The 14,693-nt window shown below is 75.0% G+C and carries 17 protein-coding genes; 8 read left to right on the forward strand and 9 right to left on the reverse strand.

Annotated elements, in window-relative coordinates; all coding sequences use genetic code 11:
• The first annotated feature begins 65 nt into the window (after positions 1–65).
• Positions 66–446, forward strand: coding sequence for a hypothetical protein (locus tag ACFPBZ_RS18255; protein ID WP_378037520.1), 381 nt, complete (start codon positions 66–68; stop codon positions 444–446).
• 155 nt (positions 447–601) lie between these two features.
• Here ACFPBZ_RS18255 and ACFPBZ_RS18260 read toward each other — a convergent pair whose 3' ends face one another.
• A complete protein-coding gene (locus ACFPBZ_RS18260) occupies positions 602–1,222 on the reverse strand; it encodes a VOC family protein (RefSeq protein WP_378037521.1) in 621 nt (206 codons plus the stop codon).
• On the reverse strand, positions 1,219–2,478 hold the full coding sequence (locus tag ACFPBZ_RS18265) for an NAD(P)/FAD-dependent oxidoreductase (protein ID WP_378037522.1): 1,260 nt from the start codon (positions 2,476–2,478) through the stop codon (positions 1,219–1,221). Before ACFPBZ_RS18265 ends, ACFPBZ_RS18260 begins: the two co-directional genes overlap by 4 nt.
• 150 nt (positions 2,479–2,628) lie before the next feature.
• On the opposite strand from ACFPBZ_RS18265, the gene ACFPBZ_RS18270 reads away from it, so the two are divergent.
• From ACFPBZ_RS18270 to ACFPBZ_RS18280, 3 genes are all read left to right on the forward strand, one after another.
• Positions 2,629–3,258, forward strand: coding sequence for a L,D-transpeptidase (locus tag ACFPBZ_RS18270; protein ID WP_378037523.1), 630 nt, complete (start codon positions 2,629–2,631; stop codon positions 3,256–3,258).
• 262 nt (positions 3,259–3,520) lie between these two features.
• Positions 3,521–4,207 (forward strand): SDR family oxidoreductase, encoded by a 687-nt coding sequence (locus ACFPBZ_RS18275; protein ID WP_378037524.1) that lies wholly within the window; start codon positions 3,521–3,523, stop codon positions 4,205–4,207.
• A 52-nt stretch (positions 4,208–4,259) separates the two neighbouring features.
• Positions 4,260–5,417, forward strand: a complete 1,158-nt coding sequence (locus tag ACFPBZ_RS18280; RefSeq protein ID WP_378037525.1) for an acyl-CoA dehydrogenase family protein — start codon at positions 4,260–4,262, stop codon at positions 5,415–5,417.
• An 80-nt stretch (positions 5,418–5,497) separates the two neighbouring features.
• Here ACFPBZ_RS18280 and ACFPBZ_RS18285 read toward each other — a convergent pair whose 3' ends face one another.
• From ACFPBZ_RS18285 to ACFPBZ_RS18305, 5 genes are read right to left on the reverse strand one after another with little or no spacing between them, the layout of a single operon-like run.
• Complete coding sequence (locus ACFPBZ_RS18285; RefSeq protein ID WP_378037526.1) at positions 5,498–6,814, reverse strand: LLM class flavin-dependent oxidoreductase; 1,317 nt, start codon at positions 6,812–6,814, stop codon at positions 5,498–5,500.
• Between the two features lie 2 nt (positions 6,815–6,816).
• Entirely contained in the window at positions 6,817–8,145 is a 1,329-nt protein-coding gene (locus tag ACFPBZ_RS18290) for an MFS transporter (RefSeq protein WP_378037527.1), read from the reverse strand.
• A gap of 38 nt (positions 8,146–8,183) precedes the next feature.
• On the reverse strand, positions 8,184–8,315 hold the full coding sequence (locus ACFPBZ_RS18295) for a putative leader peptide (RefSeq protein WP_378037528.1): 132 nt from the start codon (positions 8,313–8,315) through the stop codon (positions 8,184–8,186).
• Positions 8,291–8,746, reverse strand: coding sequence for a MaoC family dehydratase (locus ACFPBZ_RS18300; RefSeq protein ID WP_378037529.1), 456 nt, complete (start codon positions 8,744–8,746; stop codon positions 8,291–8,293). The genes ACFPBZ_RS18295 and ACFPBZ_RS18300 overlap by 25 nt, the downstream gene beginning before the upstream one ends.
• Positions 8,747–8,803: 57 nt before the next feature.
• Positions 8,804–9,361, reverse strand: a complete 558-nt coding sequence (locus tag ACFPBZ_RS18305; protein WP_378037530.1) for a recombinase family protein — start codon at positions 9,359–9,361, stop codon at positions 8,804–8,806.
• Between the two features lie 294 nt (positions 9,362–9,655).
• Between ACFPBZ_RS18305 and ACFPBZ_RS18310 the strand changes: the two genes are divergently transcribed.
• The 3 genes from ACFPBZ_RS18310 (at position 9,656) to ACFPBZ_RS18320 (ending at position 12,149) form a co-directional block, all read left to right on the forward strand.
• Complete coding sequence (locus ACFPBZ_RS18310; protein ID WP_378037531.1) at positions 9,656–10,684, forward strand: hypothetical protein; 1,029 nt, start codon at positions 9,656–9,658, stop codon at positions 10,682–10,684.
• A 38-nt stretch (positions 10,685–10,722) separates the two neighbouring features.
• Positions 10,723–11,202 carry a DnaJ family domain-containing protein gene (locus tag ACFPBZ_RS18315; protein ID WP_378037532.1) on the forward strand — a complete coding sequence of 160 codons (480 nt, stop codon included), beginning with the start codon at positions 10,723–10,725 and terminating at the stop codon, positions 11,200–11,202.
• A gap of 68 nt (positions 11,203–11,270) precedes the next feature.
• Positions 11,271–12,149 (forward strand): alpha/beta fold hydrolase, encoded by an 879-nt coding sequence (locus tag ACFPBZ_RS18320; RefSeq protein WP_378037533.1) that lies wholly within the window; start codon positions 11,271–11,273, stop codon positions 12,147–12,149.
• Position 12,150: 1 nt separating this feature from the next.
• Here ACFPBZ_RS18320 and ACFPBZ_RS18325 read toward each other — a convergent pair whose 3' ends face one another.
• Positions 12,151–12,495: a DUF3040 domain-containing protein gene (locus ACFPBZ_RS18325; RefSeq protein WP_378037534.1), complete on the reverse strand. Its 345-nt coding sequence runs from the start codon at positions 12,493–12,495 to the stop codon at positions 12,151–12,153.
• An 85-nt stretch (positions 12,496–12,580) separates the two neighbouring features.
• Positions 12,581–13,138, reverse strand: coding sequence for a TetR/AcrR family transcriptional regulator (locus ACFPBZ_RS18330; RefSeq protein ID WP_378037535.1), 558 nt, complete (start codon positions 13,136–13,138; stop codon positions 12,581–12,583).
• A gap of 77 nt (positions 13,139–13,215) precedes the next feature.
• On the opposite strand from ACFPBZ_RS18330, the gene ACFPBZ_RS18335 reads away from it, so the two are divergent.
• A complete protein-coding gene (locus ACFPBZ_RS18335; RefSeq protein WP_378037536.1) occupies positions 13,216–14,673 on the forward strand; it encodes an MFS transporter in 1,458 nt (485 codons plus the stop codon).
• Positions 14,674–14,693: the final 20 nt, after the last annotated feature.

The following is a 14,693-nucleotide window of genomic DNA, read 5'->3' on the forward strand; positions in this document are numbered from 1 at the left end:
CGAGTGGGCGCCCACGGCTCCGCGGACAGCCCGCCGCGTCCACTCGGCTGGCACGATCACCCGCCGTGGACGTCCTGACGCGCATCGGCCTCGTCGAGCTGGCCTTCGGCGCCCTGCTCGGGTGGGCGGTGGCGGCCACCATGATCACCCCGCAGCTCGTCGAGCGGACCGGGGTCGTGGCGCCGCGACGCATCCTCCAGGCCCACCTCGACTACGTGATCATGGGGATCATCCTGATCGCGGTGGGTCTCGCCGTGCCGGGCCTGCCCACCTGGCTCGCGGCGGCGATCGTCGTGGGGACGTGGCTGAACCCGACCCTCTTCCTGCCACTCGCGTTCATGCCCCGGGCGGTCTCGCGCCTCTGGTACCAGGCGGCGAGCGTCGTGTCGTTCACGCTCACCAGCGGTGGGCTGGTCGGCGCGGCGGTCGTCGGCCTCGTCCGCTAGCGGCCCTCCCGGTGCGTCCCGCACACAGCCGACCGGACTCGGACGTCGATCCCTGGTTCTGTGGCGACACGCGCAAGGGACGAGACGACACGCCCCACGAGTTCGGATCCCGCTCCGCCCCCGCCCGCCGTGTGCGTCCCGCAACGCCAGCGTGCTCAGAGGACGACCGGACCGCCCGGGGTGCGGAGCTCCGCGCGCAGCGCCACGGGACCCGGCGTCACCGTCACCCGGTTCCCGAGGTGCCCGACGAGGCCCGCCGCGACGAGCCGGGCGCGCAGGGAGTCGGCCGCCGGGGTGGAGAGCACGAGGCGGTCCAGCGCGAGCCCGGCGTCGTCCAGCCCGTCGCTCGGGTGCGCGCCGTCCCAGGCGATCAGCGAGGGCCACACGCCCGAGCCGTCGACCGGCAACCCGCCGTCGTCGGGAACGGTCAGGGTCCAGGCGAGGTGGTCGCGGGTGAGGGGGGTCGGCCGGCCGTGCTCGGCCGCCCAGGGCGCGTCGAGGTCGGGGCGGCGCAGCACCCAGTGCACGAGCCGCGGCGGACCGGAGAAGCGGTCGAGCCCGAACCAGCGCGGGCGGCCCGGGTCGGGCGCCTCCGGGTCGACCGCGATCAGCTCGAGGTAGGTGCCGCCGTCGAGGTTCCACAGGGCGTTGTGGGTGCCGTACCGGTGGTGCCGCCCGCGACCCGCCGGCGCGACGCCGAGCCGGTCGGCCAGCCACTGGACGCCGGGCTCCAGCGAGGCGGTCCCGACGACGAGGTGGTCGACCCCGGCCGTCACGCCGACGCGGCCTTCTTCGCGGCCCGCTGCCGGCGCTCCTCGGCCTTCGCCAGGGCGTCGTCCCAGCTCGCCCGGTTCATGATCAGGCGCCGGTACTGCATGACCTCGGCGCGCTTGTCGACCGCGAGGGCCCCGATGAGGCGGTCGCCGCTGCGGTAGAGCGCGACGAACGCGTCGGCCTCGTCGCCCATGACGACCTCGGTCTCCACCTCGGCGAAGCCCTCCCCCGCGCGGGCGACCCCGACGAACTGGATGCGGCTGTCGTACCAGTCCGACCAGAAGTACGGGACGGTCGTGTACTCCTTCGCCGACGACGGGTCGACGGCGTGCCGGGCGGCGAGCGACCCCTGCTCCTGGGCCGACGTCCAGTGCTCGAGGCGCATCGGCTCGGACGTGACGTCGTCGAAGAGCGCGTTGGGCCAGCGGGCGACGTCGCCGGCCACGTAGACCCCCGGCGCCGCGGCGAGGGTCGCGTCGGCGAGCACCCCGTCGTCGACCGTCAGCCCCGATCCCTCGAGCCAGCCGGTGTTCGGCGCGGCACCGACCCCGACGACGAGGACGTCCGTGGGGATCTCGGTCCCTTCGGCCAGGACGACGGTCTCGACCCGGTCGGTCCCGCGCACCTCGGTGACGGACGCCCCGGTGAGGACCGTCGTGCCCTGCCGCTCGTGGATCGCGGTGAGCGCCCGGCCCATCCGCTCCCCCACGCCGCGCACCAGCGGGACGGGCAGGGCCTCGACGATCGTGACCTCGAGGTCGCGCTTGCGGGCCACCGCGGCGATCTCCGAGCCGATGAACCCGGCGCCGATCACCGTGACCCGCGGTGTCCCCTGGCGCAGCAGGTCCCGCAGGCGCAGCGAGTCGTCGAGGGTCCGCAGGGTGACGACGCCGGCTAGTCCGGGCGGGCACAGCGAGGCGGGCAGGACGCGGGCGTCGGCGCCGGTGGCGATGACGAGGCCCGTGTAGCCGATCTCGCGGTCGCCCACGGCCACCGTCCTCTCGCCGGTGTCGAGCCCGGTCGCGGGGGCGCCGAGCACCAGCTCGACGTCGAGCTCGGCGAGCTTCTCGCGCTCGCGGTAGGTGGGGTCGGCGGGCTCCTCGTCGGCGAGGTGCTCCTTCGACAGCGGCGGTCGGTCGTAGGGCAGGTGCTCCTCGGCCCCGACGAGCGCGATCGACCCCGCGAACCCGTCGTTGCGCACGGCCTCGACCGCCCGCAGACCCGCCAGCGACGCACCCACCACCACGAGATCGGCCACGCCGTCGACCCTAGTCGGAGGCGGTTCCGCGGGCCTCCCACCCCGAAGCGGCCTGATCATCCTTTCGGGCTAGGCGGCTAACGCGAGTGGCCCAGTGCAGCGATTCCCCCAGCACAGCAGGACCACGGACACCAGGGGGCCGGGATGCGGATGACCAGGATCGGCGCGGCGGGTTCGGCCGTCGCGGTACTGGGGGTCCTCGGGGTCTCCGCCGGCCTCACCATGACCGGTCCGGCGCCGGCCCCGGTGGCCGACCGGGCGATCGCCCAGGCCCCCGCCGCGGCGTCGCCCGTGGCCGCGCCGATCACGGCGGACGTGACCACGCTGCCCACCACCACGACGGCGCCCCGCACCACCACGACGAAGGCCGCCGCGAAGCGCACCACGGCGAAGCCGACCACCACGACGGCCGCGACGAAGCAGTCGTCGGGAATGCCCTGCAGCATCAGCGGCGACGGCGCCTGCGTCGATCTCTCGGCGAAGCGCGTGTGGCTGGTGCAGGACGGCGAGGTGGTGCGGTCGGCGCCGATGACCAGCGGGCGGCCCGGCGAGCGGACCCCCACCGGCACGTTCCACGTCACGTGGAAGGACGCGGACCACCGCTCGAGCGAGTTCAACGACGCGCCGATGCCGTGGTCGGTGTTCTTCAACGGCGGGATCGCCTTCCACACCGGGAGCCTGTCGCGGCAGTCGGCCGGGTGCATCCACCTGTCGGACTCGGTCGCGCGGACGTTCTTCCGCACCCTGTCGGTGGGTGACACGGTCGTCGTCGTCCGCTGAGATGGAACGACCCGGCGCCTCGTGGGGCGAGGCGCCGGGTCGTCGTCACCAGGTGGGAACCGAGTCGGGGCGGTCCCCGACGAGCGGGCGCGGGCCAGCTGGGGAACGGATTGCCGCGCCGGGTGCTCGTCACGCTCCGTAGGACGGAGCAGTACCCCGTCCAACGGGGTCGGCCGCCCGCCGTGACGCCACGCCGACGGTTTGCACACGGAGGAGTGGAACGCCCGGATCCGGGTGTACGGGCACTGTCTAGGGTCCCGGTGTGGCAACCGACCGTCCTCTCGCCCTGGTCACGGGCGCCTCGCGCGGCATCGGCGCCGCCGTCGCGGCGGCCCTGGCACCCACCCACGACCTGCTGCTCGGCGGTCGCGACGACGCCGCGCTCGCCGCCGTCGCGACCCGTCTCGGGGACCGCGCGCTGCCCTGGCCGGTCGACCTCACCGACCCCGTCGCCCTGGCCGGCGCCACCGAGCGGATCGACGAGCTCGACGTCCTCGTGCACTCGGCCGGGGTCGGGATGCTGGGCACCGTCGCGGAGCTCGACGTGGACACGTGGCGGCGGCAGTTCGAGGTGAACGTGGTGGCGGTGGCCGAGCTGACGCGCCTGCTGCTCCCGGCGCTGCGGGCCACCCGCGGGTCGGTCGTCACCGTGAACTCCGGCGCGGGCCTCGCCGCCCGGCCGGGCTGGGGCTCCTACGCGGCGTCGAAGTTCGCGCTGCGCGCCTTCACCGACGCGCTGCGCGGCGAGGAGCCGGCGCTGCGCGTGTGCTCGGTGCACCCCGGGCGCGTCGACACCGACATGCAGCGCGCGGTGGTGGCCCACGAGGGCGGCGAGTACGACGCGGCGCGCTACCTGCGCCCGGAGTCGGTGGCCGCGGCGGTGCTCGCGGCCGTGACGGCGTCGCGCGACGCGCACCTCACGGAGATCGTCGTGCGGCCGTCGGGCTGACCACGCGCGAAGATGGCGGGGCCGTCACCGCCGACCCCAGGAGGTCTCCCCCGTGGACCCGTCCGACTTCGCCGACGTCCTGACGTCGGTCCGCGAGTTCGTGCGCGAGCAGGTCGTGCCGCGCGAGGACGAGATCGAGGAGACCGACGAGGTCCCCGCCGAGCTGCGCGAGGCGTGCAAGGCGATGGGGCTCTACGGGTTCGCGATCCCCGAGGAGCACGGCGGGATCGGGCTCTCGATGGCCGAGGAGGTCGAGCTCGCGATGGAGCTCGGCTGGACCACGCCGTCGCTGCGCTCGCTGTTCGGCACCAACAACGGGATCGCCGGGCAGGTGCTGCTCACCGGCGGCACGTCCGAGCAGCGGCAGGAGTGGCTGCCGCGCCTGGCGTCGGGCGAGGTCGTCGCGTCGTTCGCGCTCACCGAGCCCGAGGCCGGCTCCGACCCGTCGTCGCTCACGACGACGGCCGTGCGGGACGGCGAGGAGTTCGTCATCTCCGGCACGAAGCGGTGGATCACCAACGCGCCGCTGGCCGACGTCCTCATGGTCTTCGCGCGGACCGACCCCGACGCGGCGCCCGCCCGCGGCATCTCCACCTTCCTCGTCCCGACCTCGTCGCCCGGGGTGAGCTTCTCCCCGCACGACACGAAGATGGGCCAGCGCGGGTCGTGGACCAGCGAGGTCTACTTCGACGACGTCCGGGTGCCGGCGGAGAACCTCGTGGGTGGGGACGAGGGCCTGCACCGGGGGTACGTCACCGCGCTGAAGTGCCTCGCCCACGGCCGGCTGCACATCGCCGCCCTCTGCATGGGGATGGCCGCGCGGCTGGTGCACGAGACGGTCGAGTTCGCGACGAACCGCGAGCAGGGCGGGCACGCGATCGCGACCTACCAACTCGTCCAGGGCCTCGTCGCCGACTCCGTCACCGACTGGCACGCCGGCCGGGCGCTGGTGCGCGAGGCGGCGAAGGCCTACGACGACGGCTCGGACAAGGTCACGGGCCCCTCAACCGCCAAGTACTTCTGCTCGGAGGCGGTCGGGCGGATCGCCGACCGCGCGGTCCAGGTGCACGGCGGCTCGGGCTACATGCGCGGCGTCCCGGTGGAGCGCATCTACCGCGACGTCCGGCTCTTCCGCATCTACGAGGGGACGAGCCAGATCCAGCAGGTGATCATCGCCCGCGGCGCCCTCGGCAAGGCGGCGCGCGGCTAGGCAGGCCCCCTCCCGGAGCGAACGGCACTCCCGCTGCCTCTATGTGAGCGAGAGTGCCGCTCGCTTCGCCCCGGCGGGGGTCAGCGCGACGCGAGCCGCGCCCGCAGCGTCCCCGGCTCCGGGGTCGCCGGCATCCGGCCGCGGCGCCGCAGCTCGGGCACCACGTGCTCGGCCACCTGCGCGAAGGACCCCGGGGTCACCGCGTAGGCGAGGTTGAAGCCGTCGGCGCCGGTCTCGTCGACCCACGTCTCCATCGCGTCGGCCACCTCGGCGCCCGAGCCCACCGCCACCGGCCCGCGGCCGCCGACCGCGAGGTGGCGGGCCACCTCGCCGACGGTCCACTCCCGCGACGGGTCGTCGGTGGTGAACGAGGCCAGCGCGGACCGGCCGGCGTCGGACTCGACGTAGCGCAGGGGCTCGTCGGGATCGATGCCGGTGAGGTCGACGCCGGTCCACCCGGCGAAGAGCGCCAGCGCGCCCTCGAGGGAGAACGACTCCAGGTACGACGAGTACAGCTCCTGCGCCTCGGCCGCGGTGCCGGCGACGACCGGCGCGAGCTGGGCGAACACGGTCACCGACGCGGGGTCGCGACCCGCGTCCGACACCGCCGAGCGCAGCCGGTCGACCTGGCCGCCCACCACGGCGGTCGAGGGGCCGGAGACGAACACCGCCTCCGCGTGCCGCCCCGCGAACGCGAGCCCCCGTGGCGACGCCCCGGCCTGGAAGATCACGGGCGAGCGCTGCGGGGACGGCTCGCAGAGGAACGGGCCCGGGACGTCGTAGTACCGGCCGTGGAAGTCGACGTCGTGCACCTTGGCCGGGTCGGTGTAGACCCCGCCGGCGGCGTCACGCACCACGGCGTCGTCCTCCCACGACTCGGTCCACAGCCGCCGGCACACCTCGAGGTACTCGTCGGCCTGGGCGTAGCGCTCGTCGTGGGGCAGCTGCGCGCCGAGGCCCAGGTTCGCCGCGGCGCTCTCCAGGTAGCCGGTGACGACGTTCCAGCCGACCCGGCCCTTCGTCAGGTGGTCGAGCGTCGTGAACCGCCGGGCCAGGGCGTAGGGGTGCTCGTAGCTGGTGGAGACGGTCAGCCCGAAGCCCAGCGAGGTGGTGGCCGCCGCCATCGCCGAGACGGGCATCATCGGGTCGCCCAGCGGGATCTGGATGCCGGCCCGCACCGCGGCGTCGCGGGAGCCGCCCGCCACGTCGTACACGCCCAGGACGTCGGCGAGGAACAGCGCGTCGAACCCGGCCTCGTCGAGCAGGCGCGCGAGCGAGGTCCAGTGGTCGAGGTCGGTGTACCGGAAGCCCTGGTCCGACGGGTGGCGCCACAGCCCGGGCGACTGGTGGCCCGCGCACATCATGGCGAAGGCGTTGAGGTGGATGCGGCGGGACATGGTCACACCCTGACGGCGGGGGTGTCCGGGTCCGCGACGGGGTCGGGGTCGAACGCGGTCTCGCGCGCGAGCCCGGCCGCGGTGGCGGTGAGCGCGGTGAGGATCGCGAGGTAGGCGACGACCGCCCAGGGTGCCCCGGTCAGGGCGACGAGCGCGGCCGCGACGAGCGGGGAGAACCCGCCGCCGAGCACCGACCCGATCTGGTAGCCCAGCGAGGCGCCGCTGTAGCGCACGCGGGCGTCGAACAGCTCGGCGAACCAGGCGGCCTGCGGGCCGTACATCGCGTCGTGCGCGACGTTGATCGCGAGGACGGACGCCAGGACGATCAGCAGGGTCGACCCGGTCTGCACCGCGAGGAAGAACAGGGCCAGCCCGACGAGGCCCGTGAAGGCGCCGAAGAGCGACGGCCGCCGCCGGCCCACCCTGTCGGAGACGTAGGCCCACAGCGGGGTGCTCGCGAGCCCGATCGCGGAGGTGATCACCACGGCGAGCAGCCCGGCGGACGAGTTCTTGCCGAGGGTCTGCGAGATGTAGGTCAGGCCGTAGGTGGTGACCAGGACGAACAGCGCGATCTGGGAGATGCGCAGGCCGGTGGTCAGCACGACCGACCGCGTGGAGCCCCGCAGCGCCTCGACCACGGGCATCCGGGCGACGTCGCCCGACTCGCGCAGCGCGACGAACTCGGGGGCGTCGACGATGCGCAGGCGCACCACCAGCCCCACGATCACGAGCACCGCGCTCGCGAGGAACGGCAGCCGCCAGCCCCACGCGAGGAAGGTCTCCGGGTCGACCAGCGTGCGGACCAGGAAGAACGAGCCGGTCGCCAGCAGCATCCCGGCGGGCGAGCCGATCTGGGTGAAGCTCCCGACGAGCCCGCGGCGCCCGGCCGAGGCGTGCTCCACCGAGAGCACCGCGGCGCCGCCCCACTCCGCGCCGACGGCGAGTCCCTGGACCAGGCGCAGGACCACCAGCAGGGTGGGCGCGAGCACGCCGACCGAGGCGTAGGTCGGCAGGACCCCGATCAGGGTGGTCGCGACGCCCATCGTCAGGAGGGCGCCGACCAGCACGGTGCGGCGCCCGATCCGGTCGCCGAGGTGCCCGGCCACGACGGCGCCGATCGGCCGCGCCCCGAAGCCCGCGGCGTAGGTGGCGAAGGCGGCCAGTGTCCCGGCGGTGGAGCTGACCCCGGGGAAGAACAGGGTGTTGAACACCAGGGCAGTGGCCGTGGCGTAGAGGTAGAAGTCGTACCACTCGACGGTGGTGCCGATCGCGGACGCGACGGCGACCTTGCGGGGCGTGCGCACGGGCGCGGCGGGGCTGGGGGTACTCACGGAGATGTCCTCACGGGTGGCGGTGTCGGGCGCGCGGGTCAGCGCGCCGGACAGACCGCCGACGCGAGCCGGCACAGATCGACGTGACGCCGACGGGTGAGGAACACGGCCGGGGACCCTACGCGGAATCCCCCGGGCGGGCGGCTCAGTAGTAGCTGCGGGTGACCCATTCGGCGACGCAGGCCGGCTTGTCGGAGCCCTCGAGCTCCACCGCGACCTTCTGGACGAGCTGCAGACCGCCGTCGGGCAGCTCGGTGACCTCGGCGATCGTCACGCGGGCCCGGATGCGGCTGCCGACCGCGACCGGCTTCGGGAAGCGCACCGAGTTCAGCCCGTAGTTCACGCCCATGCGGGCGCCGTCGAAGCGGCGGGCGGAGTTCGCGAGGTGCGGGAGCAGCGAGAGGGTGAGGAACCCGTGCGCGATCGTCGAGCCGAAGGGGCTCGACGCCGCCTTCTCGGGGTCGACGTGGATCCACTGGTGGTCCTCGGTGTCGTCGGCGAACCCGTCGATCCGGCCCTGGTCCACCGTGAACCACTCGCCGGGGCCGAACTCGCGACCCACCGCCTCGCGTACCGCGTCCGCGCCGGTCAGGACCTCCACGTCCACCTCCTGGGTCTCGTGTGCCGTCACCCTAACCGCGCGACCGGGTCGCGCCGGTCAGCTCGGGCGGCGCAGGTGCCCGTAGACCGTGGTCCGGGGGATCTCGAGGCGCTCGGCGATCTCGGTGACCGACCGGCCCTCGTCGTAGAGCCGCTGCGCCTCGGCGGCCGACTCGGGACCCAGCCGCGGCGGGCGCCCGCCCCGCCGGCCCCGGGCCCGGGCGGCGTCGAGGCCCGCGCGGGTGCTGGCGGAGACGACGGAGCGCTGCAGCCCGGCCAGCAGGTCGAGGGTCTCCAGGAACCCGGTGCCGGGGTCGCCGGTGGTGTCGACGCGGTCGTCGAGGGCCCGCAGCCCGGCGCCGGCCGCTCGCAGGCGCGCCCCGACCTGCACCAGGTGCAGCACGGAGGACGCGAGCCGGTCGAGCGAGGTGACGACGAGGAGGTCGTCGGGCTCCAGGCCGGTGAGGAGCGCGTCGAGTTCCGGCCGGGCGCCGCGCGTGCCCGCCGACCGGTCCACCCGGATCGCGTCGGCATCCACGCCCTCGGCCCGCAGGCGGTCGACCTGGCCGTCGGCGTCGTCGTCCGCCGACGTCACCCTCGCGTAGCCCCGCAGCACTCGGTGTCCTCCCCGGCGGGTCCGCGACCCGCGTCCGGGGGGCATCGCCCACGGACCACGTTCCGTAACGGCGCACGGCGATTCGAGTGGGTGACTTCGCATTCCGACCCCTCGCGCGCATTTCGTGATGCAACCGTGACCTGGATCGGGCGACCGGACGGCGGCCCACGCGTCCGAAACGGAGGACCCTGCGCGAGCGACATGGTCATGAGCCGGTCGCCGTGGAGACACCGCCGGACCGCCCCCACCGGGATGGGCGGACGGAGCAGGACCGTCAGGCATCAGGAGGAACGGGTGGACGTGCGCAAGGTCGTCGCGATCGGGGCGGCCGTGGTGGTCGCCGTGCTGGCGGTCGTGTCCGCCTCGGCGCTCTCCAGCCCGGTGGCCTGGGCGGCCGCCGCGGTCGGGGTCGTCCTGACGGCCGTCGTCGTCTTCGTGGTGACCCCGACCCCCGCGCTGCAGCGGATTCTCATCGGGCTCGGCGCCCTGGTCGCCCTCGTCGGGATCGTCGTGGCGATCGCCGAGCTCGCCGTCCGCGGCTTCCGCTCCGACTCGACCGCCACGCTGCTCGGCCTCGCGGTCGGCCTCGGCGGGCTGCTCGTCGTGGCGGGCTTCGCCGCCGGACGCCGCGCCCCCTCGCCCGCCCTGCTCTCCACCGGGGCGCTGGCGCTCGTGGTGATCGGCCTCGTCGCGGGCATCGTCGTCGCGGCGTCCGTGCCGTTCCTGCCGCTCTCGCGCGCCGTGAGCTACACCGCGGCCGACGCCGCCACCGAGATCACGCTGACGACCCCGGCCGGGGTCGAGGAGGGCGACGTGCTCGTCGCCCAGATCCTGCGCTCCGGCGCCGGGGAGGTCCGCCCGCCCCAGGGCTGGAGCCTGCTGCGCACCACCGCGCTGCCCGGCGGCGCGGGCTCGGTGTCGCTGTTCACGACGACGGCCGAGAACGCGGGCGGCCCGGTCACCTTCTCCGTCGACACCCCCGCCACCCTGCTCGGCGGGATCGGCGGCTGGTCGCACATCGATTCGGTCACCACGCCCGGCGAGGCCACCGGCAACGGCGGCGCGGTCACCGCGGCCCCGGCCCCCGACGACAGCGCCTCCCAGGTCCTCTACTTCGTCGCCGGCAGCGGCGTCGCCGACGTCCCCGTCGCCGACCCGCTCACCGACGCCTGGACCGTGAAGGCCGACAACGTCATCAAGGCGACCACCGCCCTGGTCGCCCGCCCGGCCCTCGCCGCCGACCCGGCCGCGCCGGTCTCCCTCACCCCCACCGCCCCGTTCGCGGCGTGGGCGACGCAGACGGTGGTCCTCGAGGCCCAGTAGGACGTGCGCCCCCGCCACCCCTCGGGCACCGTGGAGGAGTGCGGGGCGAGCGCGGCGAGAGCTACTGGGAGCACTACGAGTCACTCGTCGAGGAGCAGATCCGGCGCGCGTACGACGAGGGCGCGTTCGACGACCTCCCGGGCGCGGGCAAGCCGCTGGACCTGCCCGCGCGCGACGACGAGTTCTGGTGGGTGCGCTCGAAGATGCGCGCCGAGGGGGTGCCGACCGACGCCCTGCTCCCGCCCTCGCTGCGCCTGCGCAAGGAGATCGAGCGCCTTCCCGACGACGTCCGCGACCTTCCCGACGAGGCCGCGGTGCGCGCCGTCGTCGCCGACCTCGACCGCCGGGTGGTGGCCTACCTCCGGGCGCCGTCGGGTCCGCGGGTCCCGATCCGCCGCCCCTCGGCCGACGCGGTCGTCGAGCGCTGGCGGGCGGGCCGTCCCGCGGTGCCCGTCCCGGTCGAGCCGCCCGCCCCCGCCCCCCGTCGCCCCTGGTGGCGGTGGCGCCGCCGCGCGTGATCACCTCTGGCGCTCGCGGGGCGGGCGGGACAGACTCCCTCCCGCCCGACCCGACGAGGAGTCAGCCGATGAGCGAGCCCGCCCGTATCGACCTGCCGTCCGCCGGCGGCCACACGGTCGCCGTGTTCCGGTGGCTGCCCGACGCCGAGCCGCGCGGCGTCGTCCAGCTCACCCACGGCATGGGCGAGCACGTCCTCCGCTACGGCGACCTCGCCGACCGGCTCACGGCACTCGGGTTCGTCGTGCAGGGCCAGGACCACCGCGGCCACGGCGCGACCGCCCGGGCGAACGGGACCGAGCCGGGTGCGCTCGGCGCGGGCGGCTGGCGCGAGCTGGTGGCCGACGTCGGCCGGCTGGTCGAGCGGGGCCGCGAGGACTTCCCCGGCGTGCCGGTGGTGCTCCTCGGGCACAGCATGGGCTCGTTCGCGGTGCAGCAGTTCCTGCTCGACCACTCCGCCGACGTCGACGCCGCCGTGCTCTCCGGGACCACGCTGCTCGACCAGCTCGAGGGCGCGATCGACACGTCCGGACCCGTGGACCTGTCGGCGTTCAACGCGCCCTTCGCGCCCGCGCGCACCGACTACGACTGGCTCAGCCGCGACGAGGCCCAGGTCGACGCCTACGTCGCCGACCCCTGGTGCGGCTTCGGGCTCGACGCGACGAGCGGGGCGGAGATGTTCGCCGCGGGCCGCGACGTCGCCGACCCGCAGCGCCTCGACGCCATGCAGAAGGAGCTGCCGGTCTACGTCGCGGTCGGCGAGCACGACCCGGTCAGCGGCCCCGTGGTGCTGGCGCAGGCCCTCGTCGACCGCTACCGCACGGCCGGGCTGACCGACGTGACGTTCCGGGTCTGGCCCGAGGCGCGGCACGAGATCTTCAACGAGACGAACCGGGACGAGGTCGACGGCGAGCTGATCGGCTGGATCCGGGACGCCGTCAAGGTCTGAGTCACCAGGCGGGACGCACGCGCGCGAGCACGAGGCCGACCACCGGGGGCACCACGAGCGGGGAGAACGCGGTCCCGATCGCGCCGACGGTCAGCAGGACCGCGGCCTGGAGCTGGATGCCGACGACGAGCGGCGCGATGCCGAGCAGGACCGTCGCGACGAAGCCCAGGATCGTCATGAGGTGCCCGCTGGTGAAGCGGTACGGCTCGGAGACCCGGCGGGCGAAGCGCGGGTCGGTCGCGCGGAGCGTCCCGACGAGCGCCGCGAACCGCCGGTCGACGGGGGCCGGGCCGGCGCCGGCGGGGGCGGAGTCGCGCGGGTCGTCCTCGTCGGGCTGCTGCTGCACCAGCTCAGGGTGACCCGACCGGAGTGACCGCCACACCGTGGGGTCGGCCACGCCGGAGCCGGGCAGGATCGCCGACGGCGGACCGTCACGGGGCTGGGCGCGTCGCGGCAGGCAGCAGCACCGCGAGCGTCGCGTCCCAGTCGCGGGTGATCGCGGTCGGGCCCTGCTGCGCGATCGCGCGCAGGTAGATGCCGTCGCCCAGCGCGGCCACGACGTCGGCGACGAGCTCGTCGCCGATCTCGGAGGTCAGCACGTCGTGCCAGGCCGTCATCGAGGCCCGCGCGGCGGCGGCCGCGGCCTCCTCGGTGCCCGCGAGCTTGAGCACGGCCACCATGGCGCGGAAGAACGCGGAGTCGCTGGCCGGGTCGTCGGCGGAGGTCCGCAGGTAGTAGTGCGCGAGCGTCTCGGTGCCCGCCGCAGCGCGCTCGCGGGCCACGGCGATGTCGGCGTCGGTGAGCTCCCGGACCCGGTCGAGCAGGCCGCCGAGCAGGGCCTCCCGCGAGCCGAAGTGGTAGAGCAGGCCGCCCTTGGAGACCCCGGCCCGGACCGCGACCGCCTCGAGGGTCACCGTCTCCGGGCCGTCGGTGACGACGTGGTCGACGAAGGCGTCGACGATGCGGTCCCGCTGGGAGGGTCGCGGCATGGGCGGACACTACACCGTCCAGCTGGTACAGTTTCAAACTGTACCGTCCGGACTGTCCATGAACTCGGAGCCACACCATGCGCAGGCGAGCCCTCGCCCTCGGGGTCCTCACCGCACCCGTCCTGCTGATCACGGTCGACATGACCGTGCTCGGGGCCGCGCTGCCCGCCATCTCGGCCGACCTCCGCCCCGGGGCGGCCGCGCAGCTCTGGATCGTCGACGTCTACTCGTTCGTCCTCGCCGGCCTGCTCGTCGTCGCGGGGTCCCTCGGCGACCGCATCGGGCGCCGCCGACTCCTGTTGATCGGCACCGCCGCGTTCGGTCTCGCCTCCGTCGCGGCCGCCTTCGCGCCGAGCGCCGGGGCGCTGATCGCGGCCCGCGCCCTGCTCGGGCTCGGCGGCGCCACGCTCATGCCCTCGACGCTCTCGCTGATCAAGACCGTGTTCCCCGAGCCGAGCGCCCGACGACGCGCGATCGGGGTCTGGGCGGCGGTGTTCTCCGGCGGCGCGGCCGCGGGCCCGGTGATCGGCGGCTGGCTGCTCGAGCACTTCTGGTGGGGCTCGGTGTTCCTGGTCAACGTCCCGGTCTGCCTGGCCCTGCTCGCCCTCGGCCCGGTGCTCCTGCCCGAGAGCCGCGACCCGCACCCGGGCCGCTTCGACCTCGTCTCGGCCGGGCTCGCGCTCGCCGCGATGCTGCCGGTCGTCTACGCGCTGAAGTCGCTCGCGACCGACGGGTTCACGACGACCGGCGTGGTCGCCGGCGTCGTCGGGCTCGCCGCCGGCACCGTGTTCGTGCACCGGCAGCGCGCGGTGGCCGACCCCCTGCTCGACCTCACGCTCTTCTCCCACCGCGCCTTCTCGGTGTCGGTGGCGACCAACCTGCTCTGCGTGTTCGCCCTGATCGGGCTGCTCGTGCTCGTGCCGCAGTACCTGCAGCTCGTGGTGGGGATGTCGCCGCTCGTCGCCGCCACGTGGATGCTGCCCGGCAGCCTCGCGGGTGTCGCGGGGGCGCTCGTCGCCGCCCGGCTGGCGCGGCGGTTCGCCGTGCGCCGGCTCGTCGTCGTGGGCCTCTCGGTGGCCGCGGGCGGCTTCGCGGTCCTCGGTCTGCTCGCCCTCGGGGCGGGGCCGCTCGCGGTCGTCGTCGGGATGGCCGTCGCCGGGCTGGCGCTGGCGATGGTGGAGACGCTGACCACCGACCTGGTGCTGGAGTCGGCCCCCACCGACCGGTCCGGGGCCGCGTCCGCGATCTCGGAGACCGGCTTCGAGCTCGGCGGGGCGCTGGGGATCGCGGTGCTCGGCAGCGTCGCGGCCGTGGTCTACCGCGCGGGCCTCCCGGCCGGCGTCCCCGGCGACACCCTCGGCGGGACGCTGGCGGTCGACCCGTCGTCCGCCGGGGTGGCGGGGGCGGCGTTCACGCTCGCCCTGGCCGTGGCCGGCCTCGTCGCGGCGGCGGCGATCGCCTACGCGGCCTGGCAGGCGCGGCTGCTGCGCCCGGTGCACGAGCCGGAGCCGGTGTCAGCGGTGGCACTTCGCTGAAACCTGACGTCAGCGATGGC

Origin of the sequence: Actinomycetospora atypica, from assembly GCF_042653685.1 — a bacterium.
Lineage (GTDB): Bacteria > Actinomycetota > Actinomycetes > Mycobacteriales > Pseudonocardiaceae > Actinomycetospora > Actinomycetospora atypica.

What these genes read in the sequence shown, in the direction of transcription:
- ACFPBZ_RS18270 (WP_378037523.1), top strand. Translation starts at nt 2,629, where the DNA reads ATGACCAGGATCGGCGCGGCGGGTTCGGCCGTCGCGGTACTGGGGGTC.
- ACFPBZ_RS18285 (WP_378037526.1), bottom strand. Translation starts at nt 6,814, where the DNA reads ATGTCCCGCCGCATCCACCTCAACGCCTTCGCCATGATGTGCGCGGGC.
- ACFPBZ_RS18295 (WP_378037528.1), bottom strand. Translation starts at nt 8,315, where the DNA reads ATGGGTCACCCGCAGCTACTACTGAGCCGCCCGCCCGGGGGATTCCGC.
- ACFPBZ_RS18320 (WP_378037533.1), top strand. Translation starts at nt 11,271, where the DNA reads ATGAGCGAGCCCGCCCGTATCGACCTGCCGTCCGCCGGCGGCCACACG.
- ACFPBZ_RS18330 (WP_378037535.1), bottom strand. Translation starts at nt 13,138, where the DNA reads ATGCCGCGACCCTCCCAGCGGGACCGCATCGTCGACGCCTTCGTCGAC.
- ACFPBZ_RS18335 (WP_378037536.1), top strand. Translation starts at nt 13,216, where the DNA reads ATGCGCAGGCGAGCCCTCGCCCTCGGGGTCCTCACCGCACCCGTCCTG.